At 45.4% G+C, this 18247-nt stretch carries 18 protein-coding genes; 8 read left to right on the top strand and 10 right to left on the bottom strand.

Annotated features, from left to right (window positions below; genetic code table 11):
* Nucleotides 1-14: 14 nt before the first annotated feature.
* Nucleotides 15-590, bottom strand: coding sequence for a hypothetical protein (locus MKY24_RS03685; RefSeq protein ID WP_023986954.1), 576 nt, complete (start codon nucleotides 588-590; stop codon nucleotides 15-17).
* Nucleotides 591-911: 321 nt separating this feature from the next.
* On the opposite strand from MKY24_RS03685, the gene MKY24_RS03680 reads away from it, so the two are divergent.
* The 3 genes from MKY24_RS03680 to MKY24_RS03670 all read left to right on the top strand — a co-directional run bounded on the left by MKY24_RS03680 (nucleotide 912) and on the right by MKY24_RS03670 (nucleotide 3048).
* A complete protein-coding gene (locus tag MKY24_RS03680) occupies nucleotides 912-1376 on the top strand; it encodes an AbrB/MazE/SpoVT family DNA-binding domain-containing protein (protein WP_023986953.1) in 465 nt (154 codons plus the stop codon).
* Nucleotides 1377-1779: 403 nt separating this feature from the next.
* Nucleotides 1780-2301 carry a hypothetical protein gene (locus tag MKY24_RS03675; RefSeq protein WP_339201426.1) on the top strand — a complete coding sequence of 174 codons (522 nt, stop codon included), beginning with the start codon at nucleotides 1780-1782 and terminating at the stop codon, nucleotides 2299-2301.
* Nucleotides 2302-2520: 219 nt separating this feature from the next.
* Nucleotides 2521-3048 (top strand): hypothetical protein, encoded by a 528-nt coding sequence (locus MKY24_RS03670; RefSeq protein WP_071559321.1) that lies wholly within the window; start codon nucleotides 2521-2523, stop codon nucleotides 3046-3048.
* Nucleotides 3049-3226: 178 nt separating this feature from the next.
* On the opposite strand, the gene MKY24_RS03665 is transcribed toward MKY24_RS03670, so the two are convergent.
* Nucleotides 3227-3793, bottom strand: a complete 567-nt coding sequence (locus MKY24_RS03665; protein ID WP_023986950.1) for an NAD(P)H-dependent oxidoreductase — start codon at nucleotides 3791-3793, stop codon at nucleotides 3227-3229.
* 422 nt (nucleotides 3794-4215) lie between these two features.
* On the opposite strand from MKY24_RS03665, the gene MKY24_RS03660 reads away from it, so the two are divergent.
* The 3 genes from MKY24_RS03660 to MKY24_RS03650 all read left to right on the top strand — a co-directional run bounded on the left by MKY24_RS03660 (nucleotide 4216) and on the right by MKY24_RS03650 (nucleotide 6521).
* The gene (locus tag MKY24_RS03660) at nucleotides 4216-5127 is read left to right on the top strand and encodes a YafY family protein (RefSeq protein ID WP_023986949.1); all 912 of its coding nucleotides are present in this window, start codon (nucleotides 4216-4218) and stop codon (nucleotides 5125-5127) included.
* 88 nt (nucleotides 5128-5215) lie between these two features.
* Nucleotides 5216-5566 carry a nuclear transport factor 2 family protein gene (locus tag MKY24_RS03655; protein ID WP_023986948.1) on the top strand — a complete coding sequence of 117 codons (351 nt, stop codon included), beginning with the start codon at nucleotides 5216-5218 and terminating at the stop codon, nucleotides 5564-5566.
* A 160-nt stretch (nucleotides 5567-5726) separates the two neighbouring features.
* Nucleotides 5727-6521 (top strand): SDR family oxidoreductase, encoded by a 795-nt coding sequence (locus tag MKY24_RS03650; RefSeq protein WP_076295373.1) that lies wholly within the window; start codon nucleotides 5727-5729, stop codon nucleotides 6519-6521.
* Between the two features lie 112 nt (nucleotides 6522-6633).
* On the opposite strand, the gene MKY24_RS03645 is transcribed toward MKY24_RS03650, so the two are convergent.
* The 7 genes from MKY24_RS03645 to MKY24_RS03615 all read right to left on the bottom strand — a co-directional run bounded on the left by MKY24_RS03645 (nucleotide 6634) and on the right by MKY24_RS03615 (nucleotide 12266).
* Nucleotides 6634-8052 (bottom strand): aldehyde dehydrogenase family protein, encoded by a 1419-nt coding sequence (locus MKY24_RS03645; RefSeq protein WP_339201425.1) that lies wholly within the window; start codon nucleotides 8050-8052, stop codon nucleotides 6634-6636.
* Nucleotides 8053-8094: 42 nt separating this feature from the next.
* On the bottom strand, nucleotides 8095-8523 hold the full coding sequence (locus MKY24_RS03640) for a universal stress protein (RefSeq protein WP_023986945.1): 429 nt from the start codon (nucleotides 8521-8523) through the stop codon (nucleotides 8095-8097).
* Between the two features lie 27 nt (nucleotides 8524-8550).
* The gene (locus MKY24_RS03635) at nucleotides 8551-9762 is read right to left on the bottom strand and encodes an MFS transporter (protein ID WP_023986944.1); all 1212 of its coding nucleotides are present in this window, start codon (nucleotides 9760-9762) and stop codon (nucleotides 8551-8553) included.
* Between the two features lie 40 nt (nucleotides 9763-9802).
* The gene (locus tag MKY24_RS03630; protein ID WP_023986943.1) at nucleotides 9803-10258 is read right to left on the bottom strand and encodes a MerR family transcriptional regulator; all 456 of its coding nucleotides are present in this window, start codon (nucleotides 10256-10258) and stop codon (nucleotides 9803-9805) included.
* A gap of 342 nt (nucleotides 10259-10600) precedes the next feature.
* Nucleotides 10601-10702 (bottom strand): hypothetical protein, encoded by a 102-nt coding sequence (locus tag MKY24_RS03625; RefSeq protein ID WP_023986941.1) that lies wholly within the window; start codon nucleotides 10700-10702, stop codon nucleotides 10601-10603.
* Nucleotides 10703-10815: 113 nt separating this feature from the next.
* Nucleotides 10816-11400: a TetR/AcrR family transcriptional regulator gene (locus MKY24_RS03620; protein ID WP_023986940.1), complete on the bottom strand. Its 585-nt coding sequence runs from the start codon at nucleotides 11398-11400 to the stop codon at nucleotides 10816-10818.
* A 254-nt stretch (nucleotides 11401-11654) separates the two neighbouring features.
* Nucleotides 11655-12266, bottom strand: coding sequence for a pyridoxamine 5'-phosphate oxidase family protein (locus MKY24_RS03615; RefSeq protein ID WP_023986938.1), 612 nt, complete (start codon nucleotides 12264-12266; stop codon nucleotides 11655-11657).
* 115 nt (nucleotides 12267-12381) lie between these two features.
* On the opposite strand from MKY24_RS03615, the gene MKY24_RS03610 reads away from it, so the two are divergent.
* A complete protein-coding gene (locus MKY24_RS03610; RefSeq protein ID WP_028541039.1) occupies nucleotides 12382-13896 on the top strand; it encodes a PLP-dependent aminotransferase family protein in 1515 nt (504 codons plus the stop codon).
* A gap of 9 nt (nucleotides 13897-13905) precedes the next feature.
* Here the strand turns inward: MKY24_RS03610 and MKY24_RS03605 are convergent, their stop codons facing one another.
* Nucleotides 13906-14544, bottom strand: a complete 639-nt coding sequence (locus tag MKY24_RS03605) for a pentapeptide repeat-containing protein (protein WP_028541040.1) — start codon at nucleotides 14542-14544, stop codon at nucleotides 13906-13908.
* A 151-nt stretch (nucleotides 14545-14695) separates the two neighbouring features.
* Here MKY24_RS03605 and MKY24_RS03600 point away from each other — a divergent pair, with 151 nt between their 5' ends.
* Nucleotides 14696-17995, top strand: coding sequence for a DUF5695 domain-containing protein (locus MKY24_RS03600; protein WP_023986935.1), 3300 nt, complete (start codon nucleotides 14696-14698; stop codon nucleotides 17993-17995).
* Nucleotides 17996-18247: the final 252 nt, after the last annotated feature.

Here is an 18247-nt window from a genome sequence, read left to right as displayed (position 1 = left end):
GTCTAGCAGAAAAGCTAGCCCTCTCCCTGTCCTTCTTCTCTCAATTTCCCAATACAACTCCTAACATTCTCCTCCGGATGGTTCACTTCCCAATGATCCAACAGCCGATTAACCTCCTCATCCAGAGGGTGCAGCCGATAATAAAATATGGCAGCTCGTAATTGGTGATGCTCCTCGACAGGTTCATCGTCGGGCCAGTGGTACTCTTGCTTGCCATTCTCATCGGTAGTCCCTATAGCTCCATCCAGCAAGGGAGAACGGCCTTCTAGGCCTTCACCGCGGGCAATTGCTTTGAGAAAATCGGCATGCCTCATGGCAACATCCGGCGAACAACGGTACAAATTCTCGAAAATATCAAAGGCATCAATCGGATCGTATTCCAGATTCTCAAGGAAATGCCTTTGCAGCAGCGAAGCAACCTTCTTATTGCCCGTCAGTCCAGACAGAAAATAGAACGTGGGCATCTGTGCTTCATAACGAAAATCGTCGACATGGCTGATAATATCGTCCACAATCTGGTCGGTCTGAAGACCTTCACGTGCTAATCGAGTTAGTATTCGCACCGCCTTATACTGCGTCCAATCGTACACACCGAATAGCAGTATCCAAATCGATTGCCACTACAGCTTTCTTATTCTTCTTCCAAAACTGAAATATTCTCATATGTAATTCACAGCTCCTTATCCCGTGTTACTAACAATTTCATTGCCAACTAGAATATTCTTTATGAATATATATCGGAAATTCTTTATAATCTCCTCAACACGTTTCCCCCAATAACAAAACATATTTTGGAAATTACTTGTATACTTTTCAACAGTTTACTAAATATATGCGATTGCTTCTCTAAGCCTATTCTTTTTTATCATAACTATTTAGTATTATAAGGATATAAAAAAGGAGGTTATCATTTGAAAAGTACAGGTATGACACGTCCCCTAGATGCGTTAGGCCGTATCGTTATCCCCAAAGAAATGCGAATTTCCATGGATTATAATGTGGGTGATCCTGTTGAGATTTTTGCAGATGAGGAAACTGGTATTCTCGCCTTTCGAAAATATACTGGGGTGACGTGTAAAATGTGTGGTTCAACAGAACAATTAACTTATTTTAGAGACAGCTTTATTTGCGGGGAATGTATTGAAAGTTTAAAAAAGGGAATACATTTTAGCCCTATCCTAAGACCAGCCAAGTCAGCTTTATCCAACTCACAACGATCTAATAAAGAGTCCAAACGTCTGCGGCGATCGACACAACAGATGATCGAAAGTCTAAAAGAATTAATGCAAAAACACCCCAATGCAGCACAGCACGAATATGCCAAAATACTTGAGGTTTCCCAAGCCCGTATATCCCAGCTCAAAAAAATGCTCTAACTACAGCTTGATACCCTACATAGATATACACCAGAGATTTCATCATGTGCAGCTACTTTTGAACCGTGATACGCAGCATCATAGCTAACCGACAAAACGCATGAACGTCCATACGAAAATTCCACACTAGGTATAAAGAACTAGTGAATGACTTGCAAGCGAGAACGCCTATAAGCAGAAGCTGTGCTACATTTAATAATGGTTCCTGAATTAAAAAATGACCTTCTTTAATTAGAGAAGGTCATTTCATTTATTTATTCATTTTTCTATAGTAAACCACCACACACTTCTAATGTTATTTTTCAATTAATCCACTTTAACCCCAATAATGTAAAAAAAATTTTACAACTATGATTTATCACAAAAAAAGTAAAACTGTTTTTACATATGGTTGTAAATAAGGATGGGTGAATCTAATATGAACAGACCTGCTCAAATTATTTCTATTCTTATATTTTCCGTAAGTGTAAGTGTGTTTGCTGGTTGTGGAAAGCAGGAAACAACGGATACATCTACCAATGGAACAATACCAACAACCTCAGAAACGGTAGTAAAAGAAGAAACAGATCAACCAGCCGCCCTGCAAAACTTGGACGAGATCAAATGGAATGATGTTAAAGACCCTCTAATTGAGGATGCCATGATAGCAAAACTCAAAGCAGCAATAGCTGCCTTCGTGTCAAAAGATTTGGATCAATTCCATGCTGCGCTCGGTCCAGACGTTGGAACAGGTCACGATTACCTCTTCGATCATCCGGTGAAGTTTACTGGTATTGCTGAAGCTATGAAAGAAAATAATCGGATATTGATACCCATTGTAGGGGAACGGCTGAAAAATGAAGAAGGATATTCACCCGATATACGATATACCTTCTATTTAGAAAAAGATAAAGATGGTGCATGGAAAATTGTTTCAATTGATTAACTAAATTCTCTAAGATGCATTTATCTCGATTTCATCCATGATGCTATAAACCAAATGCTTTTCATTCGTAAAGGTATGTTTTTAGTAGTCGCTAAAAGCACACTTTTTTGGGACAATGAATTTTTCCAAAAAAATATCTTGTAGCAACATTGCCCATTCCAACAAGTACGTTTGCACATATGATGTCACAAAATTCAATCTAAAGGAGAGATACACACCTTGTCTAAACATTCTTCTCATCGTTCGATGGGGCCGTTACAACCACATTTCGCGACCACTACTGAAGTGAGCAATTTTGTTAATTTATGGGGAATATTTACTGTGAATGGTCAACAGATCGTTGCTTTTGTAAAAAGCGTAGATCCCGCTAACAAATCAATGTTAGTGCTATATCCTAATGGTACACAATCATATATTGATGTAACTCAAATCAGTCAGGCACAAGGCCCTTATCCAAGTATGCCTTCTATTCCAGGACAAAGCAGTGGTCAGGGCGGTCATCAAGGCGGTGGATCGCCTTGGCCTCCTCACGGTCAAGGCGGTGGTCAGGGCGGTGGGTCGCAGTGGTGGCCTCAACATGGTCAAGGCGGCGGTCAGGGCGGTGGGTCGCAGTGGTGGCCTCAACATGGTCAAGGTGGCGGTCAGGGTGGTGGATCACAGTGGTGGCCTCAACATGGTCAAGGTGGTGGATCACAGTGGCCTTCCGGTGGATCTCGTAGCGCCAATCGGAAAAATCGGAAAAACTAATATCCAACCCTTATTGTAGCAATTGCTGCTTGCCATGAGCGAGTGTCGTTTGGAACACATTCAATATTGGACCAAACAAAAAGGCGTCGCCTGCAAATGCACGCGATGCCTTTTGGATTAGCCACTGGCTACTTCGATTCCCCTAATTCTTAATCCTCTGCTCCTAAACATATTTCCATTAGGCTTTGCTGGCCATGTCTGCAATCTGGCGAAGCCACACTTTACGTGTATCCTCATCGGATTGGGGTACCGACTCGAAGAACAGATGATACATGACGTCAAGCCCACAGTATTCAAATATACCTTTGTCGGACGTCAAGCGAAGTGCCTGATCCATGCCATTACTAGCATATTCCGCATGTGATTTTCCTTGCGTATTGAGGATAATGGCTTTCTTTCCTTTGAGCAGTCCCATCTGCACTCCATTTACATATTTATAAGCAAATCCGTAAGAGAATACACGGTCAATATACCCCTTCATAATAGCTGGCATCCCCGTCCACCAAATAGGATAAATAAAGGTGATTACCTCTGCCCATTGCAAAAATTCCTGTTCCCGTACAACATCTTCTCCGATTCCTTCAATGACCTCGCTGCTGCTAATCACAGGTTGAAAGTTGATTGCATATAGATCACGAACAACCACATCATGTCCTTTTTGCTTTAGCCCCTCGACTGCTGTGGTCAAAATTGCATGATTAAAGCTTCCCTCGGATGGATGTGCGTAAATAATAAGATGCTTCATGTTCTCTCCTCCATTTACTTTAAAATAAGTGATTGATCAATTACTTAACTTCGTACTCCTTCAATCAACTGAATCTGCTCAATCCATAGTTCCGATAAAGATACGTTTGAGTAAACTTGAGCGGTATCCTCTCATAAATATCACCTCCGTTGCTTAGTTAGTGATTGATCAATTACTAATGATTGGCCTCAGTATAGTATATTCCTTTTTACTTTACAAGTGCTTTTTGTTCAACTTTATATAAAAGATTGTAAAAAGGTCTGATCCCAAAACAGTGTTATTATCGCTGTTCAAAGTAAATAAAGTCCCCCAGTTGGTTTTAAACAGATTGATGTCCATCATGGTGTGATGTCAAGCAATCACTTAATATGACTTTATAATGTCATATTATAAGTTGTATGCTACTGAGAGAGGTGAAGCGTATGCCGTTAAGCAGACATTTTGAAATCGTTTATATGTTACTCCATAAGAAAAAAGTGACTGCTGATGAATTGGCAGAGCATTTTGAGGTTTCCACACGAACGATTTATCGGGACATAGATGCCTTAAGCGCAGCTGGGATTCCCATCTACAGCAGTAGAGGCAAGGGTGGCGGAATATCATTGATGGAGGGTTATGTCTTTAACACCTCTTTACTGTCCGAGCAGGAACAAGATGATATCTTAATGGCCCTTCAGAGTGTGGCTACAGCTACCATCCCACAGGTAGAAGAAGTGCTAAACAAGTTGAGTAGGCTTTTTAAAAAAGACATGGGAAACTGGATCGAAGTAGATTTTTCGCCATGGGGAAGCCAAAACAGCCAGAGACAGCTATTCACTCTTATACGCAACGCAATAATCACAAACCGTGTTATAAAGTTCCGCTATTATAACGTCGCCGGGGAACAGAGTTATCGTAGCGTCGAACCTGCCAAGCTCTTGTTTAAAGATAAATCCTGGTATGTGGAAGGTTACTGTTTAAATACCGAAAGTCATCGTGTATTTAAGATTAGCCGAATGAAAGAGATTGCAGTTACCGAAATTAGTTATGAGCCAAGAACGGTCGTAGCATCTACAGATACAAAGATGAACGACTTGCTTCATACCATTGAAGTAACTCTTCACATTTCTGCTCAAGGAGCTTACCGCGTATACGATGAATTTGCCGAGAAAACAATTACTCAGAAGGAAGACGGCTCTTATACCGTCACGGCACAATTTCCTGTAGGCAATTGGCTGGACAGTTATCTGCTGTCCTTTGGTCCCCTCCTTATAGAGGTTAGCCCCGAACAAGTACGTACAAGAATATTGTCTCATTTAGAAACGATGAAAAGAAATTTAAATGATCCTCTATAATATGACACCATGTAGTCATATTATTACTGCTATGATGAGTTTGAAGTTATCGCTCACAACATACTCACCATAGGAGGTTGAAGGATTAATGAATCCACATAAAACCATGCCACCGGCAGTAGAAACTTACTTTACATCAGCGAACAAATCCCAGCTTGAAGTATTTACTTCCGCTTTCGATAAAGATGCGTTGATCTTGGATAATCATCGCGAAATCAAAGGTATGGAAGCCATAAAATCATGGTGTGAAGCAGAAATATTGGAGCCGAATGTCACCTTCGAGATCGTGGATATGGATGACAGTAATAATACCATCGTCGTAATTGCGAAAGTAGACGGAGACTTTGATAAATCGAATCTTCCCGACCCACTCCTCCTTAAACATCAATTTCTAGTAAACAACAATAAAATTAAAGAACTGATTATTACACTTCCATAAAGAAATTAAAAAATAAGAAAGGGAAAACGAATATGCCCGCTTATGTTGTTTTTATACGTGAACAGAGTACCGATCAAACTGAACTCCAACTCTATTCTCGGAGTGGAGATACCTAGAGGTATTCCTCACCACATTGTAAAATTTAGGAGGAATTATTCGCATGAGTTTTCAATTAGAAAGCATATTAAGTGAGTTTAAAGGCAAAAGGGCCTTGGTCACAGGCGGTACCAAAGGAATGGGAGAGGCTATTGCTAAGAGACTTACGGCTGCAGGTGCTACCGTAATAACTACGGCTCGAACGACTCCAGTTAATTTAGAAAATCCAGACCTGTTTATTCCAGCCGATATTAGTACGCCTGAAGGTGTAGATCAAGTAGTAAACAGTGTTCTTGAGCGCCTAGGCGGTGTAGATATTCTTGTCAACAATGTTGGAGGCTCGTCAGCCCCATCTGGGGGAGCTCTTATCTTGACAGACGAGCATTGGCAGCAAACTTTTAACGCCAATCTGTTTGCTGCCGTCCGTTTAGACCGTGGACTGCTGCCGGCTATGGTGGAAGAGGGTTCCGGTGTTATTATTCATATTTCATCCATTCAACGTCGCTTGCCGCTATATGATGCAACATTGGCTTATGCTGCAGCCAAAGCAGCTTTAACTACTTACAGCAAAGGGTTATCCAAGCAGTTTTCACCTCAAGGCATTCGTATTAATACAGTTGCGCCAGGCTTTATCGAAACGAAGGCAGCACAAAGTTTGATTGATCGGATTGCTGAGATGACAGGTGACCGAGAAAGTGCATTAAAGCAACTGATGGACTCGTTGGGAGGAATTCCAATTGGTCGTCCAGGACTACCAGAAGAAGTCGCTGAGCTTGTTGCTTTTCTGGTATCCGACCGGGCCGCTTCAATTACAGGAAGTGAATATAATATTGACGGTGGAACAGTTCCAACGGTCTAAAACTTTATTTTCATCTGACAATCACGCAAAAGGTGCCAAAAAAGCCTATCTAATGAGCAGACATACGCAAAACGTATTATCTATGTCCATCAGATAGGCTTTTAAATAACCACTACCGTTTAATAACGATCAGCTTTGTTTCCAGCATTTCTTCCATGGCATACTTTACACCTTCGCGTCCCGTGCCACTTTGCTTCACACCACCATACGGCATATGATCAACACGGAAGCTTGGAATGTCATTGATCATCACGCCGCCCACCTCAAGCTTGTCCGCTGCATCCAGCGCGGTCGTGATATTACGAGTGTAAATTCCCGCCTGCAGGCCATAGATCGAATCATTTACATGGTTTACGGCTTCATCTATAGAGCTAACAGAATGAATCAGCACAAGTGGGGCAAACACTTCACGACAGGACACCTTGGAAGTCGGGTCCACATTAAGCAAAACCGTCGGCTCCAGAATACCTCCCTTGGCTTGGCCCCCCAGAGCGATCCTTGCGCCTGCTTGAACCGCTTCTTCCAGCCATTCACGGACACGTTCGACATCCTTGGCTGAAATAAGCGCGGATACATCCGTGTCCGGCTCTAGCGGATCTCCAATTTTTAAACGTTGAGTTGCTTCTATAAATCGGGATACAAAGGTATCATACAGTTCATCGACAACGTAAATACGTTGAACTGAGATACATACCTGCCCCTGATTGGCAAAGGCTCCACTCACACAACGGTCGATGACCGCGTCTACATCCGTATCACGGTCGATAATAACGGCCGCGTTGGAACCCAGCTCCAGCGTGACCCGCTTCAAGCCAGCCTTGGAGCGAATTTCTGTACCGACCGCCGGGCTACCGGTAAAAGTGATATAGCTGACGCGCGGATCAGTGACAAGTATGTCGCCAATGGTTTTACCATCGCCGCTGATCACGTTAAGAGCGCCCGCAGGCAATCCAGCCTGCTCCAGCAGCTCCGCAATCAAGTAAGCCGACAACGGTGTCTGCTCCGCAGGCTTCAATACGACCGTATTGCCTGCTGCCAGTGCGGGACCCACTTTATGAGCGACCAGGTTCAACGGGAAGTTAAATGGTGTAATAGCTCCGACTACCCCTACAGGTTCTTTGAGCGTGTAGGCCATACGACCCTCGCCGCCCGGTGCGGCATCCAGCGGAATGGTTTCCCCGTGAATCCGTTTGGCTTCTTCAGCTGCGAACTTGTAGGTTTGCACCGTCCGGTCAACCTCCGCCAGCGCAGCCTTCCATGGTTTGGATGCTTCACGTGCAATGATGCGCGCTGCATCCTCACGCCACTCTTCCAGCAGGTCAGCCAGCTTCTCCAAAATGGCTGACCGCTGGTGCGCTGGCATGGTCCGCATCTCCGAGCGTGCATCAGAGGCCGCCTGAATAGCAGCCTTGGCATCCTCTGCTGTGGCCTCTGCCACCTCAGCAATGATTTCCCCGGAATACGGTGATTTCAACGTCGTGTACGATGAAGCTGCTTTCCATTCTCCACCGATAAATAAATGCTGCTGCATGCTTTTTCCTCCTTCTCTTGATATCAACGTTCCTTTTACCGTCTATTTTACCGTCAACACCGGACAAGGTGCATGCTGAATCACCTGATGGCTCACGCTACCCAGTATCATTTCAGAAACAAGTCCTTTGCCCCGCGTTCCCATAATGATCAAATCCGTCTTTTCCTGCTTTGCACTTTCGCAAATGACACTCGCCGGATCACCGTGACCCGCCAGCATACGGTAAGAAATACCCTCGTCCTTCAAATAGTCGGATGCTGGTTCCAAGATATGACGACCTTCCTCTTCGATTCGCTCATCCACATCAACCCCAACCGGGGGCTCATTCATGGATAAAGCCGGGTTTACATGTAATACAGTCAGATGTGGATTCCCCTGAAGCTGCTTAGACAACGTTTTGGCTGTCTGCAACGCATTCATAGCATGTTCCGAACCATCAATCGCGACCAGAATATGTTTGTATTCGCTCATACTCTTTTCCTCCTCAGAAGTTCGATCTTAGTGTGCATCCACCTGAATATCCTGCATATGTCGACGACGTACGATCAGCACAGCTACGCCAATCAGTACCATCAATGCTCCAAAATAAAATGGGGTTTCTGCGGAGTACCACTCTGACAGCTTCCCTGCAAGCCACGGCGAAATTGCCCCGCCCAAAAACCGCATGAAGCTGTAGGCCGCAGATGCTGTCGAGCGCTCCACTGGAGCAGCCTGCATAACAGCAGTTGTAATCAATGTATTGTTAATCCCCAGAAAAATACCAGCCACAATGACGGCGACAATGACAGTCGTTGGTGAACCAGCTACCGTCCCGATCGCCATAACACCTAAATCAATGGCAAACAGCGTCAGCATGATACTAATGGAAGATACCACGCTCAAGCGTGCTTGAATCTTCGGTGCTACAAACACCGAGGTAAAGGCCAGCATAATTCCCCAGCCAAAAAACACATAACCCAAACCATGCTCGTCCAGATTCATTACATATGGAGAATACGCCATCAACGTAAAAAATCCAAAGTTATATAACAACGCTACAATACCGAGCGTGAGCAAAGCCGGATAACTGAGCGCTTTGAACGGATCGGCAATGGAACCGCGTTTTTTGGGCTTTGGAATGGAAGGCAGCATAAACGTAATGAACAAAAATCCCACTACCATCAGTCCGGCTACACCGAAAAACGGACCGCGCCAGGAAATGGAACCTAACTCACCGCCCAGCAACGGACCCACTGAAATCCCGAGGCCCAATGCCGCTTCATACAAAATAATTGCTTTAGCTGTTCCAGAAGTGGACAGACCTACAATCGCAGACAACGCTGTTGCGATAAACAAAGCGTTCCCCAAACCCCAGCCTGCCCGGTAGCCCACAATTCCGCCAACTGTACTGGCTGTGCCGCCCAGTCCAGCAAACACAATAATAAATAAAATCCCGGTTAGTAGTGTCCATTTGACACCCAATCGACTAGATACAACGCCTGTAATCAGCATCGCAACGCCTGTTACCAGATTATAGCTGGTGAACAGCAATGACACTTGGCTTTTCGTAGCATGAAGCTGATCAGCAATGGCCGGAAGAATCGGATCGACCAATCCCAGACCCATAAATGAAATAACACAAGCAAAGGCGACTGCCCAGACCGCTTTAGGTTGAGACAGCAAGCCTGAGCGTTCTTTTAACTCTTCAGGTAATGCATGTTGTGAACTCATATTATGATGTTACCTCCACATCTGAATGTAAATGTTCTTGTTATGACGGGTCGTGATCAAGTTCATCATCCAGAAGAACCTTGCGTTCACGCACCCTAACCCGTAACTCCTCCAACTCAGTCTGGAGCATACGGATGCTGTTGATTTTTCCCTCCATTAATTCCAACTGCTCGTTCAATGTACTTTCCATATCCTCCAACATGGCCCGTCGCTCGTTCGGTTGCAAATGCTCCGTTCGCTCGCGATATTCCTCCCGCTGACCCTTAAGCATTTCCGCTGCGGACATGTAACGCTGAAGCTCTTGCAAGGAGAATCCAAGTACTTCCTTGGCACTCACTATTTTTTTTAGTAAGTCCACATCCTCCTGCGTATACAGGCGCATATTTCCTTCACTGCGCTGCGGAGAGGGCAATAAGCCGATTTCCTCATAATAACGAATGGTTCGCTTGGTTAATCCGCTTTGTTTGGCGACCTCATCAATTTTATACGTAACCATGACACCCACCTTATGAAAAAGATTATATATAAATACTACGCCTCTATAACGTTAACGTCAACGTAAACTTCAATATAAAAAAAACCGCCTCTAATTGGAGACGGTTCCTATTTTGACTAGTACGGTCATAGACCCGAGCATCGGTGCTCAAGCCCATGAATATAGCTTTAGATGAAACAAGTACGAGTGATGATAACCAGTAAAATGAAGAGAACCAGAATAACACCAGTGGAGGTGAACATGTTACAACCGCCACAACCTCTATCTACTTCACCCATTTCGTATTCCTCCTCCCTACTGATTCCAGCAAATCTCCCGAATTTTAAATCCTTGAGCTACGAATTAGATGATAAATGCTTTGGAAATAATAACGAGCAGAATGAAAAGTACCAGAATCGCTCCTGTAGATGTAAAAGCTCCATAACCAGCGCCTACTCCAGACATGGTGATTCCTCCCTTCATGGTTTACAAGAGCATCTTATGCTTATGCCATCATCCATGATAGGGACAAATGCCGCGCCTGCCGCCCAAATCTAGGTTGGGGTTGTACTGTCCTGTTATTCTTCGGACCCGAGCATGCCGTGATACAGGAGGTTTCGTGCCTGCTTGGCAAGCACAGACGGACTTTCACGTCCAGGCAGCAATTTAGTTAACGTCAGCCGTTCAATCAAGCCGATCACGCATTCTGCTGTCAGTTCAGGGTCCAGCTCCTCACGGCAGGAGCCCCATCGTTGCGCCGCCAGCAGATGCTTTTTGATATGCTCAGCCATTTCCGCCTTAATACGCACCGAATCTGTCGCCTGGTAAAATCCGACACGAGTGATCGCCGGATTATTAGACAACACGCGAAAAATAGCTTCCAGAAACACCTGTCCCCGTCTCAAAATTTCAGCCTCGCTTAGGTCTGGGCCTATCTTCATGCTTTGTACCGTATCATTCACCAAAGTACCGAAGCTCTCCACAAGCTCCTCGTACAACTGTTCCTTGCTTTCAAAATGAATATAAAAATCCGGCTGCGTCAATCCTGCACGTGCCGCGATCGAACTTACCTTTGTCTGATAAAACCCCGTCTGAGCAAACTCTTCAGCCCCCGCTTCCAGTAACAACCGTCGACTCTCCCGACTTCTGACTCCTGCTCTCATCACGGTCTTGCCCCCTTACGCCACAAATCTATCGTATTATAAAGTTCCTTTGCAGTAAGAACAACGGGCTTGAGGATGATATATAGCTGTCCTTCAAAAGTCCTAATACAGAAGGACTGAACGTTTTGGAAAATCAAGGGCATCTCCCTACAAGGTATAATTAACCAATCTGACGGTGAGCGAGCAGGAATTATTACGTGGAATTCAAATATTTATACTTGAGGATTTTGCAAAATCCTGACTTTCGATATATATCAGTGATGAGGACAATATTTGCGCATCATCTCAATCGTTGTCAGATCATCATCCAACCCCCGTTGTTGCAAGCCATCGATAATTTGCTGACGTTCCTGATCTTTAACATTTTGACCGAATTTAAACTTGGCAGTCCATTCCTCCGGTACAATTTTGATCAGAGCGACCCCTTTTAAACGTGAAGCATACCGAGAATCGCTGGCATCAATCGTGTCATACCCGCCTTCCGGTTGCAGCTTACTCATAAAAATGGAAAAGGCCGATGCTTTTTCTTCCAGATCCACTACATGCTCCGCATGACCACGCACGGTAATACTTTTAAAAAATGAAGTCGCCGGACATGCCATATGTTCATCCGTAAAATAAGACGGAATGAGCGCATATTCTTTGGCGGCTGAAAAAGTAACTCGATTATCTTCTTTCATCCGTTCCATCTTTTCTCCAGCACGGCTGCCATGAATATAAAAAACGCCATTTCCATAAGCGAAATTCAAGGGAACCACACGCGGAAAACCATCCTCGCTGTTCATGCCTAAAAATCCGAAACTGACCTCGCTTAGAAACTGCTCTATTTCCTCTAGTTCTGCCACCGTAAATTCTTTTCTTCTCACAGGGAACTCTCCTTCCATCTATTGACCAATGATACATTTCAGATTATGTTGAAAATGGATTCATAAAAAGATCCAATATGAACGAAAATGAGTGGCCCAATCGAAGGAGAAGAGTATGGATATTACGATTGCTTATCAGCGTGCGCTTCAAAAGTATCATTTAAAATATTTGGCATTGTATCATGCTCTTCGTGAGGGAATCCTCAATGGCTCCCTTGCCAGTGGTACGCGTCTGCCTTCCACTCGTGATCTGGCTGTGATGTATGGAATTTCGCGAGGGAGCGTTAAAGAGGCATATGATATGTTGTTGGCAGAAGGATATATAGATTCGGCAGTAGGCAGAGGAACCTTTGTTATGGAACAGACAGCGGTGCTGCCCGACAAATCTTTAATCAACCAGCAGAACCAGAATTCACCTGTTGTAAAACAAAAAGCCCCTGCTCTATCAGCTTGGGGACAACGAATCATGCAGATCGAAAGGGAACGAAACTTACAGCGGTCTCCTGCTTCTGCTACAAATAGAGACAGTGCGCAACAGCCTTTGATTTCTTTTCAGGCAGGAGAAGTTGTATTGGAGGGCAACTCACAGATCGCATGGAAAAGCGCAATGACTGCCGCTGGAAAGGATCTGCAAAAGCCCTCGGCTGACGCGACGACTGCACCAGTGAGCGGTGATGAATGGCTGCGTGAAGCGATTTGCCATCATGTTGGCAGAACACGCGGAATTACGGCCACGCCGGATCAAGTCGTATTATGCAGTGGTTCCATGGAAGTGATCACGTTATTAAGTCAGTTGCTTATTCATGAACAAGATCGAATTGTATTGGAGAATCCCTGTTATTCCGGCATCTACCGTGCAGTTACTGCCTCAGGCGGACAGATACATGCTGCTGAAATGGACCAACATGGAATTGTCCCACAGGATTGGGATTCCAAACTCCTATTTGTTACACCTGGACGACAGTTTCCAACCGGTGCAGTGTTGCCATTAACACGCCGTCAACATATTTTGCAATGGGCAGCATCCAAGGGAGCGTGGATCATTGAGGACGATTATGACAGTGAATTCCGTTGGGCAGGACGACCCATTGAACCATTAAAAGCACTGGATCGTACAGAATGTGTCATCTATGTCGGCTCCTTTTCCAAAAGCATGTTCAGCAGCCTTCGACTCGGGTTTGCAATCTTGCCCGTTGAATTAGCCCAAGCGCTGACAGCTGCCAAACGACTATACGATCCCCTGCCGCCTGCCCGCTTGGAACAGCGCGCACTGGCACGTTTTATGATGCGCGGCGACTACGTTCGCCATGTGCGTCGGATGACTCGAATATACAGATCACGCTACGACGTGTTCCAGCGTGGAATACAGCAGTTGAGTGAACTGTTTCACTGGCATCAGAACGATTGTGGACTACATGCCTATGCCATCTGGAAGCAGGAGTCTGCCCAGTACCATCATTTGATGCAGACAGCACAATTTTACGGAGTCACATGGCGTGATGCCGCCGATTACCAACTGACACCGGGACCTCCATCAGCCTGCTTTATCTTTGCCCATTTAACGGAGCAACAAATTGTTGAAGGGTTTAACCGTCTGCGCCAGGCTTGGGACCATATTAAAAATCAATGAGGAGTTCCCTTATTTAATCACTAGCCCCAACAGCCCTACAAATGATGAAGCTTGATGCGGTGAGATGATGCAGCCATTCAAATCTTCTATATCCACCTGTAACCCATCAAATTCGCAATCGCTCAGATCAATCCCGTTGAGCTTGGACCCCGATAGCATCGCTTGATCCAGATTGCAACGGTTAAAAAAGGTTTTTTGTAGTGTTAAATGATACAGATCGGCACTTATTAAAGAACAATCCTCAAAACCAACTTGCTTAAAATTAGCAAAACGGAACATCGAATAATCCGCTAAGCAATCCGAAAAACGAACGTTTTGGAGCCTGCTTCTGGAAAAGTCTGTTCCAAGCAATTTGCAGTTTTTGAACTCTACCCGATGGATAAAGGAACCGGAAAAATGAACATTAGACAGATCGCATTTATCAAAAATGACGTCTGTCCATTCACTTTCCGGTAATGACGATTCCATGATCGTTACATTTTTAAAAGTCATCTTCTCTAATGAAACCTTAACCGCTTCCACATTATCCAAAATCATATCTTCTACAGACCCCATACTATATTCGCCTTTGGACCGTAAGGAATACATTTCTTCGTTTAGTACGGGCAAGTCCACAGGAATTTTCGGCAACTCCATTTTAATTTTCATAATAACTCTACCTCCACGATTGAGAGCCCTCTAGGACATCTATATGAATCTATTTTCTATCAATTCTCATACATAGGGTAGCAAAAGTATTTCTCACACATATATTAACGTTGTGAGCACGCTCACGAACCTTTGTTAGGAGGTTGATAGCATGGCAGTACAGCTGTCTAATCAAGTGTTCTCTATTTCTGTCGGAGATTACGGGGATCTCTCTTCCTTGCGGCTGGTAGGGGACACTTTTAATACCAACTATGTCATGAACAGCTCTAACGCACCTAAACAGAATACGTCGGATCATCAGTGGCTGGGTGAACTGATGTTCACCTATCGTCTCGGCAACGGAGCGTGGACTCGGGCATGGACAAGTAATTCTGCTGATGCGCGCCAGATCACCTCTTCTGGAAACAGTGTCCAGGTAGCCTATCAGAATTCATCAAACAATCAGGGAATACGTAATTTCATTTTACATGAAACTTATTCGTTGGTTAACGATTATTTGCATTGGCAAATGAAAGTAACGAACACCTCTAATCAAACACTGGAGATCGGAGATTGGGGACTGCCGCTTCCGTTTAACGAGTACTGGTCCGGCGGCAATAATGAACAAATTTATGAAACCAGAGTACTCTCACACTCCTTTGTAGGCCATAACAGCTCCTTTATTACCGCTGGACGACCTAGCGGCATCGGACCGTATGTACTGCTGATCCCTGATGCCTCAACGGGTGCTGGTCTCGAATATCAGGACCATTGGAGAACTGAGGAGCATCCCGGCAGCACATGGGCTATGGAGCAAGGTGGCTGGTCCGAAGGACTGAATGTGTTCTATATCCATTCCAATGTCATCAAGAGCACCAACCGTGGCTATCTTGGAAGCACCAGTCTGTCGCTGGCTCCTGGTGAAAGCAAAACGTATGCCTTTAAATTTTACAAGGTAGCGGACGAGCAGGCCGTAAAGGACAGGCTGTACAGTGAGGGACATGTGGATGTGACCGTGGTTCCGGGCATGATTTTCCCGACCAATCTCAAGGCCAAATTCGATCTGCATACCAGCAAATCCATTACCTCTGTCACAGCGCAATATCCGTCTGAAACGACCATCAGCTATCTGGAAACAGCCCCTACAAACCATAAAATATATGAACTTACACTGGGACGACTGGGACATAACAATATTACTGTAAACTATGGTAACGGCGAAAAAACCGTTCTCCAGTTCTATGCCATCGAGCCAGTCGAAGCTGCACTTCAGCGTCACTCTACCTTCATGGTCAACAGCACCCAATGGAACGTGCCGGGCGACCTGAGGGACAAGGTCTTTGATGACTGGATGATGCAGTACAAGGCTAGACGCAACAGCTTTGCTGGTTACTGGGGCTGGGGTGATGATTGGGGACTAACTCACGGCCAGTTTCTGGCGGAGAAAAACGTTCAGAAGCCCGTGGCATCTGAGATCAAGGCAGTCGATGATTATTTGGAAGTAGCCATCTGGACGAATTTGATGGAAGGCCATCATACCGATTATCTGGTCCCTGATTTCCTGATGCCGCAGCCTAACACGACACCAACGTACCGTGGCTATGCCTATCCGCACATTTATAATACGTTTTTTAGCATGTATAAAATTGCCAAGCTGTATCCCAACCTGATCAGCTATCGCAATAGCAAAAACACATATTTGCTACGTGCTTATCGTATTTTTAAAGCGTTGTATGAAGGCCCTGTTGCTTATAACTGGAACACGGGACTCATGGGTGAGCTAACTACACCTGATATGATTAAAGCGCTTCAGGAAGAAGGCTTGACCACCGAGGCTAACGACCTGATTGGCAAAATGGCTACCAAGTACAACAATTTCAAAAACACCACCTATCCTTATGGCTCTGAGTATAACTATGACAATACAGGCGAAGAAGCCGTATATACACTCGCCAAAATGAACAACAACACGACGATGATGAGCAAAATCAACTCCAAAACGCGTGCTGCACGCGGTCATATGCCTGTCTGGTACTATTACGCCGATCCGGTCACCATCACCGGAGAGAATTGGTGGAACTTCCAGTACACCACCTCACTGGCCGGCTATGTGATGGATGACTGGACACGTCGGCATTCGTCCAAGCCCGAAGTGGATCAGCGTCTATCCTATGCCGCCAAGCTGGCGAACATCGGAGCGATTAACTCGGGACAGATCAGCTCTGATCCTGCCAACATCGGGGCGGTATCGTGGACATATCAGGCGGGCAAGGGCAATTACGGCGCACTCGGTCTGGACGGTGGCCCTCTCTTTAACGGATGGCGCGGCATGTCCGGGGAAGCCGATCTGGGACTGTTTGGAGCCATCAAAATCCTAAGCTCGGATGTTGCTGTAGATCCAATATTCGGCTTGTTCGGCTATGGCTGTGACGTTACAGAAAGCAGTAACAGCTACGCGATTACTCCAAAGGACGGTGTATTCCAACGTCTGCATCTGATCACCCAAAAGCTGAGTTTGGAGCTGAATCGGGATCAATATAGCTTGGCCATCGTGTCCAAGTCCAAGAACAACATCCGTCTGACACTGAAAAATATGACCCCAGGCACGACTCATACCACCGTTATGAGCTTGACCGGACTCGCGGCAGGTACGTATGACGTGCTCGTAGACGGCACAAAAACCGGGTCAGTCACGGCTGCTAACAGCTCTGCGACCACGGTCAGACTGAATATTGGTACGGCAGCCAACTATGATATCCGTATCCAGTCGAGTACAGACAACCCGTCTCCCGCCGGAGACATTGTAGCCCGTTATGAATTTGACGAAACGGCCGGATCTACCGCAGCCGATTCGTCAGGTTATGGACAGCAGGCCAGTGTAAGTGGAGGCGCGTGGGGCGCCGGACGAAAAGGTAATGCCCTGTACTTTAACGGTACAGACGCCTATGCTAGCCTGCCCGGTGGTATCGTTAGCAGCATAAATGACTTTACGATTGCCGCGTGGGTACGGGTGAACACGCATAACGGCTGGGCACGCCTGTTTGATTTTGGAGCAGGCACGGATCGGTATATGTTTTTGACACCCAAGGCCGAGGGAACCGGTATGCGCTTTGCTATCACTGTCTCGGGGAATGGAGAGGAACAACAGTTGAATGCGCCAGAGCTGGCAACAGGGGTTTGGAAGCATGTCGCTGTGACTTTGTCAGGCAATACTGGAATGATGTATGTGGACGGTGTAGAGGCGACGCGTAACACCAACATGACGCTGAAGCCTTCCAGCCTTGGACTGACAGACCGGAACTATATTGGGAAATCCCAGTTTGATGATCCCTATCTGAACGGTGCAGTGGATGAACTGATCATTTACAACAGAGCCCTGACCGCTCAGGAAATCCGGGGCTTGGCCTCGGCAAGCAGCACCATTACAGCCCATGATGAGGGAGCCCGTTCATATGCCGAAGGAGCAGATTAGAATACATTTACGCATTCATTCATGCCGTTAACGTTTTAGATTGTGAATGATTTGTACTGTGAATCATTTGTGTCGTGAATCATTTGCGTCGTAAATGATTGGTATCGTGAATGATTCTTGCTTATATTAGCTCTACCCCCGGATTTCTTAAGTTAAGTCTGTAATCAGGGGAGAAATCCGGGGAGATGATGCTTCCGAGCGAGCCACCCTATGGAAAGCATTTAAAGCGACCGCCTTACCGGGACGATCAGC

Source organism: Paenibacillus sp. FSL P2-0322, assembly GCF_037975315.1.
In the GTDB taxonomy this organism is placed as follows: domain Bacteria; phylum Bacillota; class Bacilli; order Paenibacillales; family Paenibacillaceae; genus Paenibacillus; species Paenibacillus polymyxa_B.
This window is presented reverse-complemented; position numbering and strand designations above follow the sequence as displayed.